This window comes from Nocardia sp. NPDC050793 (assembly GCF_040654065.1).
Lineage (GTDB): Bacteria > Actinomycetota > Actinomycetes > Mycobacteriales > Mycobacteriaceae > Nocardia.
On record NZ_JBFAHG010000008.1, the window covers coordinates 296813 to 314075 of the forward strand.

Annotated in this window: 15 protein-coding genes and 1 pseudogene; 7 read left to right on the forward strand and 9 right to left on the reverse strand. The window is 68.8% G+C overall.

Annotation, left to right across the window (positions count from 1 at the left end):
• The first annotated feature begins 21 nt into the window (after positions 1–21).
• Positions 22–675, forward strand: a complete 654-nt coding sequence (locus tag AB0H50_RS26525) for an enoyl-CoA hydratase-related protein (protein ID WP_357457492.1) — start codon at positions 22–24, stop codon at positions 673–675.
• Between the two features lie 101 nt (positions 676–776).
• Here AB0H50_RS26525 and AB0H50_RS26530 read toward each other — a convergent pair whose 3' ends face one another.
• Positions 777–1508, reverse strand: a complete 732-nt coding sequence (locus AB0H50_RS26530; RefSeq protein ID WP_357457494.1) for a dienelactone hydrolase family protein — start codon at positions 1506–1508, stop codon at positions 777–779.
• Positions 1509–1663: 155 nt separating this feature from the next.
• A complete protein-coding gene (locus AB0H50_RS26535) occupies positions 1664–3298 on the reverse strand; it encodes an aminotransferase class V-fold PLP-dependent enzyme (protein ID WP_357457496.1) in 1635 nt (544 codons plus the stop codon).
• A gap of 235 nt (positions 3299–3533) precedes the next feature.
• Between AB0H50_RS26535 and ligD the strand changes: the two genes are divergently transcribed.
• Genes ligD through AB0H50_RS26550 form a run of 3 tightly spaced genes read left to right on the forward strand, consistent with a single transcriptional unit; the run spans position 3534 to position 5730 of the window.
• Positions 3534–4502: a non-homologous end-joining DNA ligase gene (gene ligD, locus AB0H50_RS26540; RefSeq protein ID WP_357457498.1), complete on the forward strand. Its 969-nt coding sequence runs from the start codon at positions 3534–3536 to the stop codon at positions 4500–4502.
• A gap of 49 nt (positions 4503–4551) precedes the next feature.
• Entirely contained in the window at positions 4552–5403 is an 852-nt protein-coding gene (locus AB0H50_RS26545; RefSeq protein WP_357457500.1) for an SDR family NAD(P)-dependent oxidoreductase, read from the forward strand.
• Positions 5404–5415: 12 nt separating this feature from the next.
• The gene (locus AB0H50_RS26550; RefSeq protein ID WP_357457502.1) at positions 5416–5730 is read left to right on the forward strand and encodes a hypothetical protein; all 315 of its coding nucleotides are present in this window, start codon (positions 5416–5418) and stop codon (positions 5728–5730) included.
• Positions 5731–5866: 136 nt separating this feature from the next.
• Here AB0H50_RS26550 and AB0H50_RS26555 read toward each other — a convergent pair whose 3' ends face one another.
• Positions 5867–6391: a DUF1992 domain-containing protein gene (locus AB0H50_RS26555; protein WP_357457504.1), complete on the reverse strand. Its 525-nt coding sequence runs from the start codon at positions 6389–6391 to the stop codon at positions 5867–5869.
• 148 nt (positions 6392–6539) lie between these two features.
• On the opposite strand from AB0H50_RS26555, the gene fadD11 reads away from it, so the two are divergent.
• The 3 genes from fadD11 to AB0H50_RS26570 all read left to right on the forward strand — a co-directional run bounded on the left by fadD11 (position 6540) and on the right by AB0H50_RS26570 (position 10795).
• Positions 6540–8357, forward strand: a complete 1818-nt coding sequence (gene fadD11 / locus AB0H50_RS26560) for a fatty acid--CoA ligase FadD11 (protein ID WP_357457679.1) — start codon at positions 6540–6542, stop codon at positions 8355–8357.
• 132 nt (positions 8358–8489) lie between these two features.
• The gene (locus tag AB0H50_RS26565; RefSeq protein ID WP_357457506.1) at positions 8490–9542 is read left to right on the forward strand and encodes a multicopper oxidase domain-containing protein; all 1053 of its coding nucleotides are present in this window, start codon (positions 8490–8492) and stop codon (positions 9540–9542) included.
• On the forward strand, positions 9539–10795 hold the full coding sequence (locus AB0H50_RS26570; RefSeq protein ID WP_357457508.1) for a ZIP family metal transporter: 1257 nt from the start codon (positions 9539–9541) through the stop codon (positions 10793–10795). The genes AB0H50_RS26565 and AB0H50_RS26570 overlap by 4 nt, the downstream gene beginning before the upstream one ends.
• Before the next feature lie 112 nt (positions 10796–10907).
• On the opposite strand, the gene AB0H50_RS26575 is transcribed toward AB0H50_RS26570, so the two are convergent.
• The 6 genes and pseudogenes from AB0H50_RS26575 to AB0H50_RS26600 form a co-directional block, all read right to left on the reverse strand.
• On the reverse strand, positions 10908–11981 hold the full coding sequence (locus AB0H50_RS26575) for an MBL fold metallo-hydrolase (protein ID WP_357457510.1): 1074 nt from the start codon (positions 11979–11981) through the stop codon (positions 10908–10910).
• 104 nt (positions 11982–12085) lie between these two features.
• The gene (locus AB0H50_RS26580) at positions 12086–13081 is read right to left on the reverse strand and encodes a sigma-70 family RNA polymerase sigma factor (RefSeq protein ID WP_357457512.1); all 996 of its coding nucleotides are present in this window, start codon (positions 13079–13081) and stop codon (positions 12086–12088) included.
• A gap of 146 nt (positions 13082–13227) precedes the next feature.
• Positions 13228–14220, reverse strand: coding sequence for a zinc-binding dehydrogenase (locus AB0H50_RS26585; RefSeq protein WP_357457514.1), 993 nt, complete (start codon positions 14218–14220; stop codon positions 13228–13230).
• Positions 14221–14479: 259 nt separating this feature from the next.
• Positions 14480–14674, reverse strand: a pseudogene (locus AB0H50_RS26590) (hypothetical protein); the annotation flags it as partial.
• A 30-nt stretch (positions 14675–14704) separates the two neighbouring features.
• The gene (mshC, locus tag AB0H50_RS26595) at positions 14705–15943 is read right to left on the reverse strand and encodes a cysteine--1-D-myo-inosityl 2-amino-2-deoxy-alpha-D-glucopyranoside ligase (RefSeq protein WP_357457516.1); all 1239 of its coding nucleotides are present in this window, start codon (positions 15941–15943) and stop codon (positions 14705–14707) included.
• Positions 15944–16183: 240 nt separating this feature from the next.
• A complete protein-coding gene (locus AB0H50_RS26600) occupies positions 16184–17173 on the reverse strand; it encodes an aldo/keto reductase (RefSeq protein ID WP_357457518.1) in 990 nt (329 codons plus the stop codon).
• Between the last annotated feature and the right edge of the window lie 90 nt (positions 17174–17263).

Here is a 17263-nt window from a genome sequence, read left to right on the forward strand (position 1 = left end):
TCCCATGACGAAGGAAACACCATGCCCACTCTGGATTACCACGACAAGATCGCCGTCCTGGACCTCGGCGGCGACGAAAACCGCTTCTCCCCCGAGTTTCTCGACGAAGTCGACGCCCACCTGGACACCGCCCTGGCCGAGGGCGCGCAAGGGCTGGTCACCACCGCAGGCGGCAAGTTCTACTCCAACGGCCTCGACCTGGACTGGCTCGGCGCCAACCCCGACCGCGGCACGTGGTACGTCCAACGCGTGCAGGCTCTGTTCGCGCGGGTGCTCACCCTGCCGGTGCCGACCGCGGCCGCGCTGCCCGGACACGCTTTCGGTGCGGGCGCCATGCTCGCCATCGCCCACGACTACCGCGTGATGCGCGCCGACCGCGGCTACTTCTGCTTCCCCGAAGTCGACATCCGCATCCCCTTCACCCCCGGCATGGCCGCCCTCATCCAAGCCAAGCTGTCCCCGAAGACCGCGGTCGCCTCGATGACCACCGGCCGCCGCTACGGCGGAGAGGCGGCCGCCGAGGTCGATATCGTCGACGCGACCGCCGCCGAAGGGCAAGTGTTGGCCGGCGCGCTGGAAATGCTGATTCCGTTGGGCGGCAAGGACTCCGGCACGCTCGGCGCGATCAAGAACACCATGTTCGCACCGGCTGTCGCCGCGCTCACCGCGCCGTAGGCCCGACAAGTCCCGAACACCCCGGCGACCAGGCGGCCGCACAGGCGCTGTCTGGTCGCCGGGGTGCCGACCAGGCTGTCGGCGCGCCAAGGCGCGAACGATCACCGCGAGGGCGGCGTGTCCCCACGATCCGCCAGGTGAGTCTCGAAGAAGGCGAAGATGCGACGCCAAGCGTCCGCCGACGCGTCGGCGTTGTGGCCGAGACCCGTGACGCGCAGCAGCCGGTCGCCGGGGAAAGTGTTGGCGAAGCCGTGGGTGACGCCTGGATACGTCTTGATGTCGTGAGCGACACCGAATTCGGTGAGCGTGCGCTCCAGTTCGGCGGGTGCGCCGACCAGCGACGGATCGAGGCGCCCGTAGCTGGCCACCACCGGGCAGATGCCGTCGAGCAAGGTGCGGTAGTCGCCGTAGAGGCCCGGGTAGAACGGGGCCGCGGCGTCGAAGCCGCGCGGCGCGGTCAGCAGCGCGAACCCGCCGCCCATGCAGAAACCGATCACAGCGGTGCGGCCGGTGCACGCCGGATCGGACACCAGGCGGTCGCGTGCGGCGAGGATGTCGCGTACCGGGACCGCGTCGTCATCGGACTTGCCGCCGGTGAACCACAGGGCGCGCATCACCGCCCGCATACAGCGTGCGCGGCCGCGTGAGAACAGATCGGGAGCGACCGCCAAGTAACCATGCTCGGCGAGCATCGCCATGTGCCGCTCGAGATCCGGGCCGAACCCCAGCACGTCGTGCACCACGACGACGCCAGGCCACGGACCCGCACCCGAAGGCCGGGCGACCAGCGCGGGCAGGGGACCTTCCGGTGCGCTCAGCTCGACCGTGTCCATGATCGGAAATGTACGCCGCGCTGGTCGAGGGCGGGACGCGTTGACGGAAGCTCGAGGGGCACCTCCGTCCTTTTCGCCCCGCGCGATACCCGCAGGTCGGCCCACGCCAGAGCGGGTGGTCTATCGACAGGGTGCACGATGGGCCGCGCCAGGCCTTAGCGGGAATTGGGCGTCAGGCATTGCGGGGGTAGCGGGAACCAGCGCAGCGCTTCGAAATGCGCTGGGAGGCCTGTGGGACCGTCGGGGACCTCCTCGTGGCGGGCCCCGAACAGGGTGCGAGCCGCGCGCAGGTGTTCGGTCAACGCGGATTCGTCGAGGGTCTCGCGGTCCGTCGAATAGTGCAGGGTGCCCGCGCTGTCGTAGAAGAGGTCGGTCAGACGCAGCGGGGGCTGTTGGGTCCCCCCGCGGTGGCGCCACAAGCCGGTGTCCGGACTGAAGATGTAGTCGGTGAGGAGACGGTGGCCGAACGAGGCCAGCAACTCGACGGCCTCGATGAGGTAGTCGCGCACGGTGTCGGAAATGAAGTAGTTGAAGTTGATCCGTGTCCAGCCAGGCTTGATGCCTTCGCAACCCAAGGCGATCTCGTCTCGGTAGGCGCGCGAGTTCTGCGGATCGATGGCCAGCAGCCGGTGCCCGTACGGGCCCGCGCAGGAGCAGCCGCCGCGAGCTTGGATGCCGAACAAGTCGTTGAGCAGGGCTACGACGTAGTTGTGGTGCAGGTAGCGAGCCACGCCGGACCGGACACGGAAGGACACGATGGACAGTCGCCGGGCATGCGGGTGGCCGAGGATCTCGATGTTCGGGTGATCGCGCCACCGGCCGAAGGCGTGACGCCACAGCCGTTGTTCCCGTTGCTCGATGAGGTCGGTACCGACGGCGTCCTTGAGCGCGAAGACCAGCCCGGCCCGGATCGACTCGATGATCGCCGGTGTTCCGCCCTCTTCCCTGGCGACGGGATCATCGAGGTAGCGGTGTCCGATCGGGTCCACGAACGCCACCGTGCCCCCTCCCGGGACGGTCGGCACCGCGTTGCGCACCAACTCACGACGGATCACCAGGACACCGGGAGTCTGCGGCCCTCCGATGAACTTGTGCGGTGAGAGAAAGATCGCGTCCTTGTGGTCGCCACGACCAGGAGCGCTCTCCCGCACCCGGATCGGGACATAGGGACCGGCAGCGGCGAAGTCCCAGAAGGACAACGCGCCGTGCCGGTGCAGCAGGGTTGCGATCCGGTCGGTATCCGACAAGACGCCGGTGACGTTGGAGGCGGCCGAGAAGCTACCGATGCGCAATGGCCGGTCCGCGTAGCGGATCAGCCGCTGCTCGAGCTGCCCCTGATCGATCTGACCGTCGGCGTCTTCGTCGATCACCACCAGGTCGGCGATGGACTCCCGCCACGGCAATTCATTGGAGTGGTGTTCGTAGGGACCGATGAACACCACCGGCCGCTGGGAATCGGGGACCTGCCCATCCCACCGGTAGCGCGCGGCCGGCCCGGAGGGAACGCGGAGCTCGAGAATGCCCACCAGTTTGTTCACCGCCGCCGTGGCCCCGGACCCGCAGAAGATCACCAGATCGTGCTCGGTGCCGCCAACCGCGTCGTGGATGATCCGGCGTGCGTCCTGCCGCAGTCGTGAGGTCTGCAATCCGGTGCCGGAGCTTTCGGTGTGGGTGTTGGCGTAGCGCGGTAACACCTGTCTGCGGATGAAGTCCTCGAGGAAATCCAGCGATCGGCCCGAGGCGGTGTAGTCGGCGTAGGTGATCCGGCGCCGACCATAGGGGCCGTCCAAGACCCCACCTTCCCCGATAACCCCTTGCCGGACTCGCTCTAGCAAGGGTGAGGTGGGGACCGGCGCTGCCGCGACATCCACGCCTCCCATTGCCTTGTCCATGCGGTCCCTCCTTCCACCCGAGCGCCGATACCCGGCTACCAGCAAGCGTGCCCCGGAACCATGCGCCGCGCCAGGGCCATTGGTCTGCCTGCGGACTATCCGAACGTCTATTTGCTGAAGATATGCTGTATCGGTGGTGTCCGCGCCGCCGCCGATGCTGGCCCGTTCCGGACGACCGCCCGCTGACCCGGACGGTTGGGCTTTCGAGATGAAATGGGACGGCATGCGCGCCATTGCCGTGGCGATCGACGGGACATGCCAGCTCTACAGCCGCAACCGCAAACAGGTCACCGGTTCGTTCCCCGAGATCGCCGCCGCCGTCGCCGTGGCGGCAGGTGCTCACCGGCTCACCATCGACGGGGAGATCGTCGCGCCGCAGGGTGCGGGCGGCGCGCCGTCGTTCTCCCGGCTCCAGCGGCGCATGCACGTGCAGGCGCCATCCGCGCAGCTGATCCGCGACGTGCCGGTGCTGTACATGATCTTCGACCTGCTCGCCCTCGACGGGCACGCAACCACCGCCGTGCCGTACTCGCAGCGGCGGGAACTGCTGGCGCGGCTCGAGCTCGCCCGCCCGCCGATCCAGTTGTCGCCCTACTGGACCGACATCGATCCCGAAGCGCTGGCCGCGGCCGCGGCTGAGAACGGGCTCGAAGGACTGGTCGCCAAACGCCTCGACTCCATATATCAACCCGGCGAGCGGACACGCAACTGGATCAAGACGCCGTTCCGGAAGACCGCCGAAGCCGTTATCGCCGGATGGTTGCCAGGAAATGGCCCGTTCGCCAAGACATTCGGGTCTTTGGTTCTGGGAGCGCACGATTCGGCGGGACGGCTGGTGCCGATCGGCAGCGTCGGCACCGGATGGACACTCGCCGAACGCCGCCGCCTGCGCGCCCGCCTCGACGAAATCACCCGCCCCGACACGCCTTTCGACGTGCCACCGCCGCGTGCGGTGGCCGCGGCGGCGCACTGGGTCGCGCCCGAATTGGTCGCCGACATCGAATATCGCGAGGCCACGTCCGAGGGACTGCGTCATCCCAGCTGGCGGGGGCTGCGCATCGACAAGTCTCCCGCCGAGATCAAGTGGGTAGTACCCGAGTAGACGCAACGTTCAGCGCCTCGGCCGCTGACCTCACCCGGGAGAACGAATCATGAGCCGCTACAGCTTGCGTGACAAAGTCGTCCTGATCACCGGCGCGACCGGCGGCATCGGGGCCGCCTGTGCTCGCAGCCTGCTCGACCGCGGGGCACGGCTGGTCCTGGTCGACCTGGACCAGGCCGCCCTCGACGCCCTCGCCGCCGAGCTGGGACCCGAGGCGGTGCTCGCGGTCGCCGCCGATGTGACCTCCCTCGAGCGGATGCGCTCGGTCGCCGATCAGGCGGTCTCCCGCTTCGGCCGCATCGACGTCGTGTTCGCCAACGCCGGTATCGCCGTCGATCCGCCCGTCACCGTCGCCACCGCGGAGGTGGCCGCCTACGAAAGGGTCATCGAGGTCAATCTCCTCGGCGTGTGGCGCACCGTCAAAGCCTGCCTCGACGAGGTCGTCCGCAACGACGGCTACGTTCTGGTGACCGCGTCGATCTACGCGTTCGTCAACGGGCTCGCCAACTCCGCCTACGCCGCGTCCAAAGCCGCGGTCGAAATGTTCGGCCGCTCATTGCGAACCGAACTCGCGCACACCGGCGCCCGCGCAGGCGTCCTGCTCCCTGGCTGGGTCGTCACACCCCTCGCGCACCCCGCTCTCGGCGGCAACCAGACCGCGACCACCATGGCCGCGCGCGCATTCAAAGGCCCACTGGGAAAACCGGTACCGCCCGAACAGATCGCACGCGCGGCCACCGCCGGCATCGAACGACGAGCCGCCCGCATCATCGCACCCCGACGCTGGGTACCGTTCTCACTGCTGCGCGGCATCTTCGCCACCGCAACCGACGCCTGGCTCGACCGCGACGCAACCATGTCCGCACTCGTTCAGCGCCTCGAATCCGAAGCGAAACACTGACCCGGGCGCGGATTGATTTGCGAGGCCGCCGATTATGACGTCGGCTTCGGTGGTGCCGAGTTCCACCGTCGAATGATCGGGCTCGGCTGGGAATACGAAGCCAACGCCCTGTGCACTCGCGGACTATGGCACGGCCCTTCGAGGTTGCGAGCCGGGCAGAAGCCCCTGCTCGGCAATATCGCCGACCTCGCCGCGGCGACATTGCGGGACATTTTCGGCGCGAGCAATCCGACCCAGCTCGCTGCCCATGCGTTCGGCAATCTCCGAGGAATCGGCGAATTGCCGTATGTGGCTTATCAACTCGGCATAAGAGCGCAAAATCTCTAGCGGCAAGCGTAGATTCCGCAGCACTCGAGCGGCGGCCGACGCGAGCATCCCGTATGCCGCATCCTCCGGCAGCCGAACTATCGCGCTCGACACCTATCGGTGTATGGACTGTCGATCCCGCGGCGTGCGGCGGACGTCAGCGGCGGAAAAGCTGCCACCACCGGCGCGGCGGCGGACTCGCGGGGTCCGGCGCTCGCCTTGGAGCAGCAGCAGACGGCGCTCGCCGCGGAACAGCAGGCGACGGCGTCGCGGGCGTGGATGTGCGGTCGGCTCGCCAGCGAGCCACCACCGCGTCGGCGTTCACCGGCCCGACCGGAACGTGCGGCGGCGTCGGCGCCCGCAGATAGCGGACCACGCGCATATTGAGTTCGGCGACCGCGGCGCGAACCTGACGCTCGGCGTCCAAGTCGGCCACCGTCTCGTGAATGCGCTCGACATCGCGGCGCAGCACGAGCGAGTCCGGCAGCATGCCGTCGGCGCGCACCCCTTCGCGGCGCAGATAGTCGCGCAACCACCAGTTCTCGTCCACGGGGGTGCCCGCACCGGGAATCGGGCGGCCCGCGCCGCGCAGGTTGTCGAACTCCCCGCGCTCGGTCGCCTCGCGGACCTGTTTGTCGATCCACGATTCGAAGGTCTGATCCGGCGGCTTGCGCTCGGTCATGTCATCCAGCCTACCCAGGCGGGTTTGTGGCGGCCCCGCGACACCGGAACAGTGTTGTCCGAGAACAGGATTCGGGGAAAGTCCGCGCGCGGCGGCCTGCGCGACCTACGGTCGAGGCACAGTGCCGGGCGTCGTGAGTGAGACCGAAATGACCGAACCGAACACCTCCTGTGCCGCTTTTCAGCGCGTCGCCGCGATCGATCCGGACGCCGTGGCCGTCCGGTCGATCGGCGGGGAACAAAGCCTGACGTGGCGCGAATACGCCGACCAGGTCCGTTCCGTCGCAGGCGGACTGAACGCGCTCGGCGTCGGGCGCGGCGACACCGTGGCGTTGATGATGGGCAACCGCGTCGAGTTCTATCCCCTCGAGGTCGGCGCGCAGCACACCGGCGCCACCTCGTTCTCGGTGTACAACACCCTCGCCCCCGACCAGCTGCGATACGTCTTCAGCAATGCGGGCAACCGGGTGGTGATCTGCGAGGAACAGTACGTCGAGCGGGTTCGCGGCTGCGGAGCGCCGATCGAGACCATCGTGTGCGTCGACGGAGCGCCCGCCGGAACCCTCGGAGTCGCCGAGCTCATGGCTTCGGCCGCCGACGATTTCGATTTCGAGGCGACCTGGCGGGCCGTGCGACCGGACGACATCGTCACCCTCTGCTACACCTCCGGCACCACCGGCAACCCCAAGGGCGTGGAGATCACCCACGAGAGTCTGCTGTTCGAGGCGCGCGCGTTCGCCTCGGTTCTGCCGGTCGAATTCGGCGACCGCCAGACCTCCTACCTGCCGACCGCGCACATGGCCGACCGATTCACCGCGCTGTATCTGCAGGAGGTGTTCGGCACGCAGATCACCGCTGTCCCCGATCGCGCCCAGTTGCCCGCCGCGCTGCTCGACGTGCGTCCCACCATCTGGGGCGCGGTGCCGCGAGTGTGGGAGAAGTTCAAGGCGGCGATCGAGTTCTCGGTCGTGAACGAGGCCGATCCCACCACCAAGGCCGCCTTGCAGTGGGCCCTCGACACGGCCCGCCGCAAGGCCGAGGCCCGGCTGCGGGACGAGCCGCTCGATCCCGCACTCGCCGAGGAATGGGCGCGCGCCGACGCCGCCGTGCTGTCCAAGCTGCGCGCGAAACTCGGCCTGGACCAGGTGAAGTGGGCGATGTCGGGCGCCGCGCCTGTACCGCCGGAGACGCTCGGCTTCTTCTTCGGGCTCGGTATCCCGATCTCCGAAGTGTGGGGCATGTCCGAGCTGACCTGCGTGGCCAGCGTGAGCCCGCCGCAGCAGGCGCGCCTCGGCACCGTCGGCAAGCTGCTGCCTGGCCTGGAGGGGGCCGTCACCGAGGACGGTGAGTTCATGGTGCGAGGACCGCTGGTCATGCGCGGCTACCGCAAGGAACCGGACAAGACCGCCGAGGCGCTCGACGCCGAAGGCTGGCTGCACACCGGCGACATCATCACCGTCGACGCGGACGGCTACCTGAAGGTGGTCGACCGCAAAAAGGAATTGATCATCAATTCGGCGGGCAAGAACATGTCTCCCGCCAATATCGAGAACGCCGTCAAGGCGGCAACGCCGCTGGTCGGCTCGCTGGCCGTGATCGGGGATCGGCGGCCGTTCACCGCCGCGCTCGTCGTGCTCGACGCCGAATCCGCGGCGCCCTACGCCGCGCAGCACGGACTGCCGGATTCCTCGCCCGCGGCCCTGGCTGCCGACCCTGGCGTGATCGCGGCGATCGCGCGTGGCGTTGCGGCAGGTAACGCGACGCTGTCGCGGGTCGAGCAGGTCAAGCGGTTCACCATTCTGCCCGTCTTCTGGGAGCCGGGCGGCGACGAGATCACCCTGACCATGAAACTGCGCCGCAAGCCCATCGCCGAGAAGTACGCGGCTGAGATCGAGGCGCTCTACGTGGATCGGCCGGGCGGCTCGGTGCACGAGCCGATCGAAGCGCTCGATCCCGCGGTGAGCTGAGCGGGCGACCGCCGCAGTCCGAACCGACCGCTCTGAACGGATTCCCACATAGTTGTATTAGTTATCCCGCAGATCTAACTTAGGTAATACGAAACTTTGCGGGAAAGGCGTGGGCCGGTGCAGCGTGACTCGATGGGGGGAGCTTCGCGGCGGGGGTTTCTGGCGGGCGGGGGCGCGCTACTGGGCATCGGAGGCGCGGCGGTGGCGGCACGTGCTGGTCTGTCGGAGGCGCGGCCGCGCACCGAACAGGGCGGCGGACACGGCATGCACGGCGCGGTCACCCACGGCGGTGGCGCCAGCGGCCCCACCTTCCGCATCGGCTCGACGGTCGATCACGACGCCAACGGATTCAACCCCACCGACATCCTGCGCGACTTCGACTACGGCACCGTCTCGAAAACCCGCGACGGGCGCACTCTGCGGGAGTGGGAGATCGCCTCCACCGACAAGGAACTCGAGGTCGCGCCGGGCGTGAAGTTCCCGGCCTGGGTGTTCGACGGCCGCATCCCCGGTCCCACCCTGCGCTGCACCGAAGGCGACCTGCTGCGCATCACCTTCACCAACGGCTCCCAGCACCCGCACACCATGCACTTCCACGGCATCCACCCCGCGGAGATGGACGGCACCCCCGGTCTCGGCGCAGGACTCATCGAACCCGGGCAGACCAGCGTCTACGAATTCGACGCCACGCCCTTCGGGCTGCATCTCTACCACTGTCACGTCGGGCCGCTCGCCGAACACATAGCCCGCGGCATGTGCGGGACATTCATCGTCGACCCGCCGCAACCGCGTCCGGCCGCCGACGAACTGGTGATGGTGCAGCACGGCTACAACACCACCTTCGACGCCGAAGGCAATCAGCTCTACGCCGTCAACGGCATCCCGTTCCACTACATGCACGAACCGGTGCGGGTGAAACGCAACGAACTGGTGCGCATCTACCTGGTCAACGTGCTCGAGTACGACCCGATCAACAGCTTCCACATCCACGGCAACTTCTTCGACTACTACCCCACCGGAACTCGCCTGCAGCCAACGGAATACACCGACACCATCGTCCAGGGCCAAGGCCAGCGCGGCATCTGCGAACTGCGATTCCCGTATCCGGGCAGGTACATGTTCCACGCGCACAAGTCCGAGTTCGCCGAACTGGGGTGGATGGGATTCTTCGAGGTGACCGAATGAGTGAGCGCACCGATATCGAGACCGCACGCGAGCCGGTCACACCCGAGGCCGCGGCGAATCGCGAACCAGCGAGCGGGTGGCGCGGCTGGGCGTCGACCGTCGCGGTGGTCCTGTTGCTCGGGCTGGCGCTGGCCGCGCTGGCCGTCGTGGGCGGGCGTTCGCTGCCCGAGCGGATCGGCCCGCCCGTCGAAGAGATCGCGGTCGAACAGGTTCGGATGTCGCCGGGCCGCATCGATCTCACCGTCCGCAATGCCGGACCCGATCCGGTGCAGGTGGCTCAGGTGTTCGTCAACGACGCCTTCGTCGACGTGCGCGGCGGCGAGGACCCGATCGGACCGCGCCGCAGCACCGTGCTCACCCTCGACTACCCGTGGCAGGAAGGGCAGCCGTATCTGGTGTCCATGCTGACCTCCACCGGGCTGGTCATCGAACACGAGATCGGCGCGGCCGTCGAGACGCCCACCGGTGGTCGCGACCTGTTCGCGGTGATGGCGTTGCTCGGCACGTACGTGGGCATCGTCCCAGTGGTGCTCGGCATGCTGCTGCTTCCTGTGCTGCGGCGAATCGGCAAGGACGGCATCCGTTTCCTGCTCGCGGCGACCGTCGGACTGCTGATCTTCCTCGCCGTCGACGCGGTGTTCGAAGGGTTCGAGCTCGGTGGCCGTTCGGGCGGCGCGTTCGGCGGGGTCAGCCTGCTCGCGCTCGGGGCGATCCTCGCCTTCCTAGGGCTCACCTTCGTCGACCGCTGGCTGCATCGCCGCGGCGACCCCGCGGGCGGGCGCGGCGGTGGACGGCTGGCGCTGATGATCGCCATCGGCATCGGCCTGCACAACCTCGGCGAGGGCTTGGCCATCGGATCCGCCTACGCGCTGGGCGAACTCGCGCTCGGCGCGGCGCTGGTGATCGGCTTCGCGCTGCACAACACCACCGAAGGGTTGGCGATCGTGAGCCCGCTACTGGCGGCGCAACGCCCCGGTGTGCTGCGGCTGCTCGGGCTCGGGCTCATCGCGGGCGGACCGGCGATCCTCGGTGCGGTGCTCGGTGCTGGGGTCAACAATGCCGAACTGTCGCTGCTGTTGCTCGGCCTGGGCATCGGTGCGATCGCACAGGTCGTCGTGCAGATTGCGCCCGCGTTGCGCACCACTGACGATCGGGCGACCGGGACGGTGGCGGCGATGGATGCCACCGCCGTCCTCGGCGTCGCGGTCGGTGTGGCGGCCATGTACCTGACCGGCTTGCTGGTGCTGGCTTGACCGAAAACTGGTCGCCCACGCGGATTTCCGTGCCGCACCGCCCGGAACGATTCGCCGATCGCGGCTGGACCACAACTTTCGCGTGCGCAAGATGTGTGTGGAGCTGCGGGGTTCAGAGGGCGAAGGTGAGGCGGCCGGGGCTGAGGTAGTCGGTGGGGTCGTGCATCGTGCGCAGTTCCGGGCGTCGGCCGGGGGCCAAGCGCGCGAGTTCGGTATTCAGCGGGGCGTCGTAAGTGGCGGCGCTCGCGGTCAGGCCCGGCAACCAATTGTCGTGGTGGGCAGGGACGAAAACCGACGGGCCCAACGCTTCGACGTACTTGCGCGGGTCGCGTAGCCCGTTGGTGATCTGGTTGTAGCCCTGTACCGCGCCGATGTGCACGTCGGTGCTCGGCAACCCCGCCAGCACGTCGAAGACCTCGGGCGCCTTCTCCGTCAGCGGGCCCGCCGAATCGTGCCAGGTCAGCGTGAAACCGGGGACACGGAACTGGTACAGCAGGACACCGCCCTCCGGATCGAGCAGGCGCGGCAGCGTCTGGCGCAGATCGGTGAGCGTGGGGCGGTAGCGCCGGATCGGGCCCAGTTCGGGACGCGGGAAGAACCGGCGCGCCTCGTCGGACGGGTCCTCCGGGGTGCGCGCCGAATGCAGGTGCCGGACCGCGGTGATCTCGACCCCGGCGACGGTGACCTCGTGGCGTTGCCCGATGGGAGTGTGCGCGTCGCCGAGCGCGACCGTCGGGAACGTGGCCCCGGGAACTTGGGCGCGGATGGCCGTGCAGTGTTCGGCCGTGCCATAGACGGTCGCGCCGCTGGCTTCGGCGATCGCGCCCGCGTCACCGGCGTGGTCGAAATGGCCGTGGCCGATGAAGATCGCGGCGGGACGCAGGTCCGCCAGCTCCTGCGGCGTCGCGGGCACGTAACCGGAACTGGTTACCCGCGGCACCCACGCGTCGAGCAGGAACACCGAACCGCCGAGCGCGAGCGCGTACGTCGTGCACCCGACCCACGACAGCACCGCCCGATCGGCCCGCACCGCACCGGACTCGGGATCCGCCGCGTCGCCGAAGAACCGCCCTCGCGCCGCCACCGTCCGCGCGTTCCCCGGCTCGCCCACCGGGTCCAGCCGCAGCGGACCACCCAGCGCGCCACGAAGGCCGGCGATCAGAGAACCAGGATGCAGATTGCACATTCGTGCACCAGATCACGGAACGCGGCGTTCGGCAAGACCGCCGCCCACGCCCGCGCCGTCGCCGAATCCAAGGGCCGCCACATCGGCCGGGCCATGTCGGCGGGTCAGTGCGTGAGCGTGTCCGGGAAGCCGAACGTTGCGACCAGCGCCGGATCGTAGAACTTGATCACGTGGGAGACGCCGGTGGCGGTGGGTGCCAGCACCACAACTCCGTCGGCTCGCAGCGTGCCGTCCGCGTCCCGGTGGTACACGACGGCGGCCGGCTGTCCGTTGGCGGTGGTCGCGATCATCCGCCAATCGCCGGGCGTGCCCAGCACGTACGCATCGAGTATGTGGATACACATCGTCCGGCCCGACTGCCAGTCGCCGAACGGCGTCGCCTCCAGGGTGGCGTCGATGCGCAGCACCTGTTCGAGCAGGCTCGCGTCGGAGTGCTCGAACGCCGCGATATAGCCGTCGAGCAGCGCCCGCGCCCGCTGGTCGGTCGGCTCGAGCAGTTTCTCCGGCTCGGGCTCCAACTCGTCCAGCCGGGTCCGGGCCCGCTGCAGGCCGCTCTTGACCGCCGCAGTGGTGGTGCCGAGGATCTCCGCGGTCTCGGGCGCCGAGAACGCCAGCACCTCGCGCAGGATGAGGATCGCTCGCTGCCGGGCAGGCAGATGCTGCAGGCTCGCGATGAGCGCCAGCCGCAGCGATTCGCGTTCGACCACCACCGCGGCCGGATCGCCATCGAGTGGGGCGATCTGTGCGTCAGGAAGCGGCTCCAGCCACGAGACCTCCCCCGGTGCAACGGGACTCGGCGCACGATGAGGTCCGTCGTACGGGCCGGCCAGACCTGACGGCAACACCCGAATCCGACGCCGCTCCAACGCCTTCAGACAGACGTTGGTGGCGATCTTGTAGAGCCAGGAACGAATCGACGCCCGGCCCTCGAATCCGGAGAAGGACCGCCACGCCCGCAGATAGGTCTCCTGCACCAAGTCCTCGGCGTCGTGCGCCGAGCCGACCATGCGGTAGCAGTGCGCCAGCAGCTCCCGGCGGAACCGTTCGGTCTCGACGGTGAACTGGTCTCGATCCGGTGCCGCCCGCAAATGCGATGTCACGCCGCCAGCCTAGCGATCAGACTTCGTTGAGCTGCAGAATCATGCCGCGGAAGGTCGTGTAGCGGGCCAGGTTCGCTTTCCTGCTTCGCCGGCCGCGCCGGGCAGCGGAGGTTTCGGTGGTAGGAACCAGCATGACATTCGGGCTTTCATGGCAGCAGGGCCAGCTTGCCGACGGTGGCCCTGGTCTCCAGTTCCGCCAACGCTTTCGGTCCGTCGGCCAAGTCATAGACGGTGGGCTGGACGGGGGCAAGCACACCGGCGGCTATCAGCGTGGACAGTTCGCCCATGACCTCGCCGAAGATCTGCGGTGCGGCCTGGATCAGCACGCCGATGTTGAGACCGATGAGGTGGACTTGATGCTTGTACACCAGATCCCAGTTGGTGATCGCGGCTTCACCGCCCGCCAAGCCGTAGACGACGACCCGACCGGTGACCCGCTTGGCGGCGGCCAGACTGGCCTCGAAGGTGGCACCGCCTGCCGATTCCAGCACCACATCGACGCCAGCTCCGCTGGTCAGCCTCAACACCTCGGCGGCGAGATCGCCGCGGAGGGAGTCCAGAACGAAGTCGGCGCCCAGCGCCAGCACTGTCTCGTGCTTGGCCGGCGAGGCGGTGGCGACAACTGTCGCGCCATAGTGCTTGGCGATGGCGACCGCGGCCTGGCCGGTCGCGCCCGCCGCGGCCTGGATCAGCACGGTCTGCCCGGCGGTGATGCCGCCCAGGGGCTCGAGTGCGGCCAGCGCGGTGGGCCAGTTGACCATCAGCCCCAACGCCTGCTGCTCCGTCCAGCTGGGTGGCACCGGCACCGCCGCGGCCGCGGGCAGCACCATGTACTCGGCGAAAGCGCCGTCTCCGACGCCGACGACACGAGTCCCCTGCTGCGGACTGGTCACCGCCTCGCCCACCGCGACAACCTCACCGGCGGCCTCGAAACCCGCCAGGTACGGTGGCCGCGGGCCGTCCCCGAACGTGCCGTGAGACTTCGAGATATCGGCGAAATTGACACCGGCTGCGGTGACGCGGATCAGAACCTCGCCCGGACCGGGGCTCGGCACCGACGCATCGGTGATCAGACGCATGTCCTGCGGGCCATTGAGGGAGGTCTGCTGCAGCGCGCGCATGGTCGCGGGAATGCTCATCGGCGATCAGCCTTTCTTTCTCGGCGTGCATGATCGAGACCGGCCTGTCGCGCGGGCCGCGCCTCCACCATGTAGACCCCGGCCACCGCACAAAGGAATCGACCGCTCCCGAACCTCAGTCAGCTTCCGCTGAGGGTGAGCCGGTTGGTCATGTTGAGCTTGACCTCGCCGTAGGGGTGTCACCCCGCGTTTGTCGGCCGCTGTGACGAGGACCTCGCCGGTGTCGGGGTCGTCCATCAGGTCCTCCGATCGGATCGGGAGTCAGCTCCGCCTCGAGTGCCTTCGCTTCGGCTGGCACATCCTCGGCGGTCAATGGTGAGATCATCAAGTCGCCCTCGTCATCGAGACGAACCGGGCCCTCGCCGTCGGCGAGCACCTTCTCCAGCTCCCCAACGGACTCGTGCAGCTCATCGACCGCGGCCGCCAGCGCACGGGCAGGATCGGCGGATTTGCCGTGGCGGACGAGCCGAGTGCGGGCTGAACCCTAGAGCTCGACGCCGAGCAGCGCGTCGACGGCCGTCGCGATCGAAGCAGGCGCAGCGGTGTCGGGGCCGCCGTATTGGAGCGCCTGAGTGGCCCAGTTATCCACGGCGGCAAGGGCTTTCGGTGTGTCGAGGTCGTCGGCCAGGTGTTGGCGCAGCCGGGCGATGGTGTCCTCGGCGGCGGGGCCGGAGGCCAGCGTGGTGGCGCTGCGCCAGCGGGTCAGGCGCGCCTCGGCCTCGGTGAGGACCTGATCGGTCCACATGCGGTCCTGGCGGTAGTGGCCGGCGAGCAGGCCGAGGCGGATGGCGGCCGCGTCGACGCCGGACTTGCGCAGCTTCGAGACGAGCACCAGGTTGCCCCTGGACTTCGACATCTTCTCGCCGTCGAGGCCGATCAAACCGGCGTGCACGTAGTGGCGGGCGAAGCGGCGGTCCGCGACGATGGATTCGGCGTGCGCGGCGGAGTACTCGTGGTGCGGGTAGATCAGATCACTGCCGCCGCCCTGGATGTCGAACTCCGGGCCGAGGCGGTTGAGCGCGATCGCCGAACACTCGATGTGCCAGCCGGGACGACCCGCACCGAACGGCGCAGGCCAGGACGGCTCGCCGGGACGGGCGGCGCGCCACAGCAGCGCGTCGATGGTGTCGCGCTTGCCGGGGCGGTCCGGGTCGCCGCCGCGCTCGGCGAACAGCCGCTCCATCGTCGCGCGGTCGTAGCCGGATTCGTAGCCGAACTGGTCGGTGGCATCGGCGCGGAAGTAGACGTCGGGGAACTCCGCGTCGTCGACGACGTAGGCCGCGCCCGAGGCGAGCAGCTTCTGAACGAACTCGACGACCTCCTCCACCGACTCGATCGCGCCCACGTACTCGCGCGGCGGCACGATGCGCAGCGCCTGCATGTCCGAACGGAACAAATTGATCTCGCGGGTGCCCAGGTCACGCCAGTCCATGCCATCGCGCGCGGCCCGCTCGAACAGCGGATCGTCGACGTCGGTGACGTTCTGCACGTAGTTCACGTCGTGGCCCGCGTCGCGCCACAGCCGGTTGACCAGGTCGAAGGTCAAGTAGGTCGCGGCGTGTCCGAGGTGAGTGGCGTCGTAGGGGGTGATCCCGCAGACGTACATGGTGGCGGTGGCGCCCGGGGTGACCGGCCGCACCCGCGCGTCGGCGGTGTCGTACAACCGCAACGGTGGCCCTGCTCCGGGGACGGTCGGAAGGGCGATATCGGACCAGGACTGCATGGTTCGAGGGTAAAGGTGTGGCCGAGCTCATCGGCGCTCGACCCGGCTCCCCGGGCCACCGCGCTACCCGCACACCCTGCCGGGACCAGCCGAAACGCGACGACGACCAGAAGTCAATGGTTTCGCTCACGAGGAAGGGAACATCCGACGAATCCGGGAGTCCGCGGTTCGCCCGGCAACCTGCCGTGAGTCCCCCAAACCGCGGCGCGGCGACCGATCACCGTGCGGCCGTGAGGCGATCTACAGCGAAGCGCCGCGACGCCCGTCCACCCTGGTCGCGGCGGTGCCGAACACGAAAGGATGGGGTTCGCATTCGGCCAGGAAATCGCCTGGAAATCCGCGTTCGAACGGCGCGGCGGCCTCCAGGCGGCGCACCGCGTCCTCGGGCAGCGTCAGCTCGGCGGCGGCCAGATTCTCGGTGAGTTGCGCGACGCTGCTCATCCCGACCAGCGGCAGCACCGCGCGCGACTTGTGCCGGGTCCACGCCAGCGCCACCTGCGCGGGCCGGACACCGAGCTCGTCGGCGACCGCGGCGACCGCGGCGGCGGCCGCACGCTCGCGAGCGGTCAGCGCGGCCGGATCGACCCGTTTGCCGGTCGCGCCGGACAGCTTTCCCGCGGCGAGCGGCGCCCACGCGGTGACGCTCATCCCGAACGCCTCTGCCATCGGCAACAGTTCGCGTTCCACATCGCGGTCGAGCAGGTTGTACGGCACCTGCAGCCCCGCGAAGGGTGTCCGATCCCGCCATTGAGCCAGGGTGTTGGCGCGTGCGACGACCCACGCGGGAGCGTCCGAGATCCCCAGATACAGCACCTTGCCCGCCGACACGGCGTCGTCGAGGGCGCGCAGGGTCTCCTCCAGCGGAGTGTGCCGATCCCAGATGTGCACCCAGAGGATGTCGATGTAATCGGTGCGCAACCGGCGCAGGCTGCGCTCCAGCGAGAGCATCAGGTTCTTGCGGTGATTGCCCGCGGCGTTCACATCGCCGGGATCGCGGCTGAGGGTGTATTTCGTGCCCAGCACGAAGCGATCGCGCCGAGTGCCGAGGATCTCGCCGAGGATGTCCTCGCCGTCGCCGTAGGCGGATGCCGTGTCGAGCACGTTGCCGCCCGCGTCGGCATAGGCGTCGACGATCTCGCGCGCCCGCGCAGGATCATCGAATCCCATTGTGCCGAGGACGATTTCGGAAACTCGTAGGCCGGTGGTGCCGAACGGTCGATAACGCAGCATGCATCGAGTCTCGCCGAGCGGGCGCGCCGGAGGGAGGCCCTGCCAGGGACACTTTCCGGCCCTTCGGTTCCCGCCTCCGTACTCGGAACA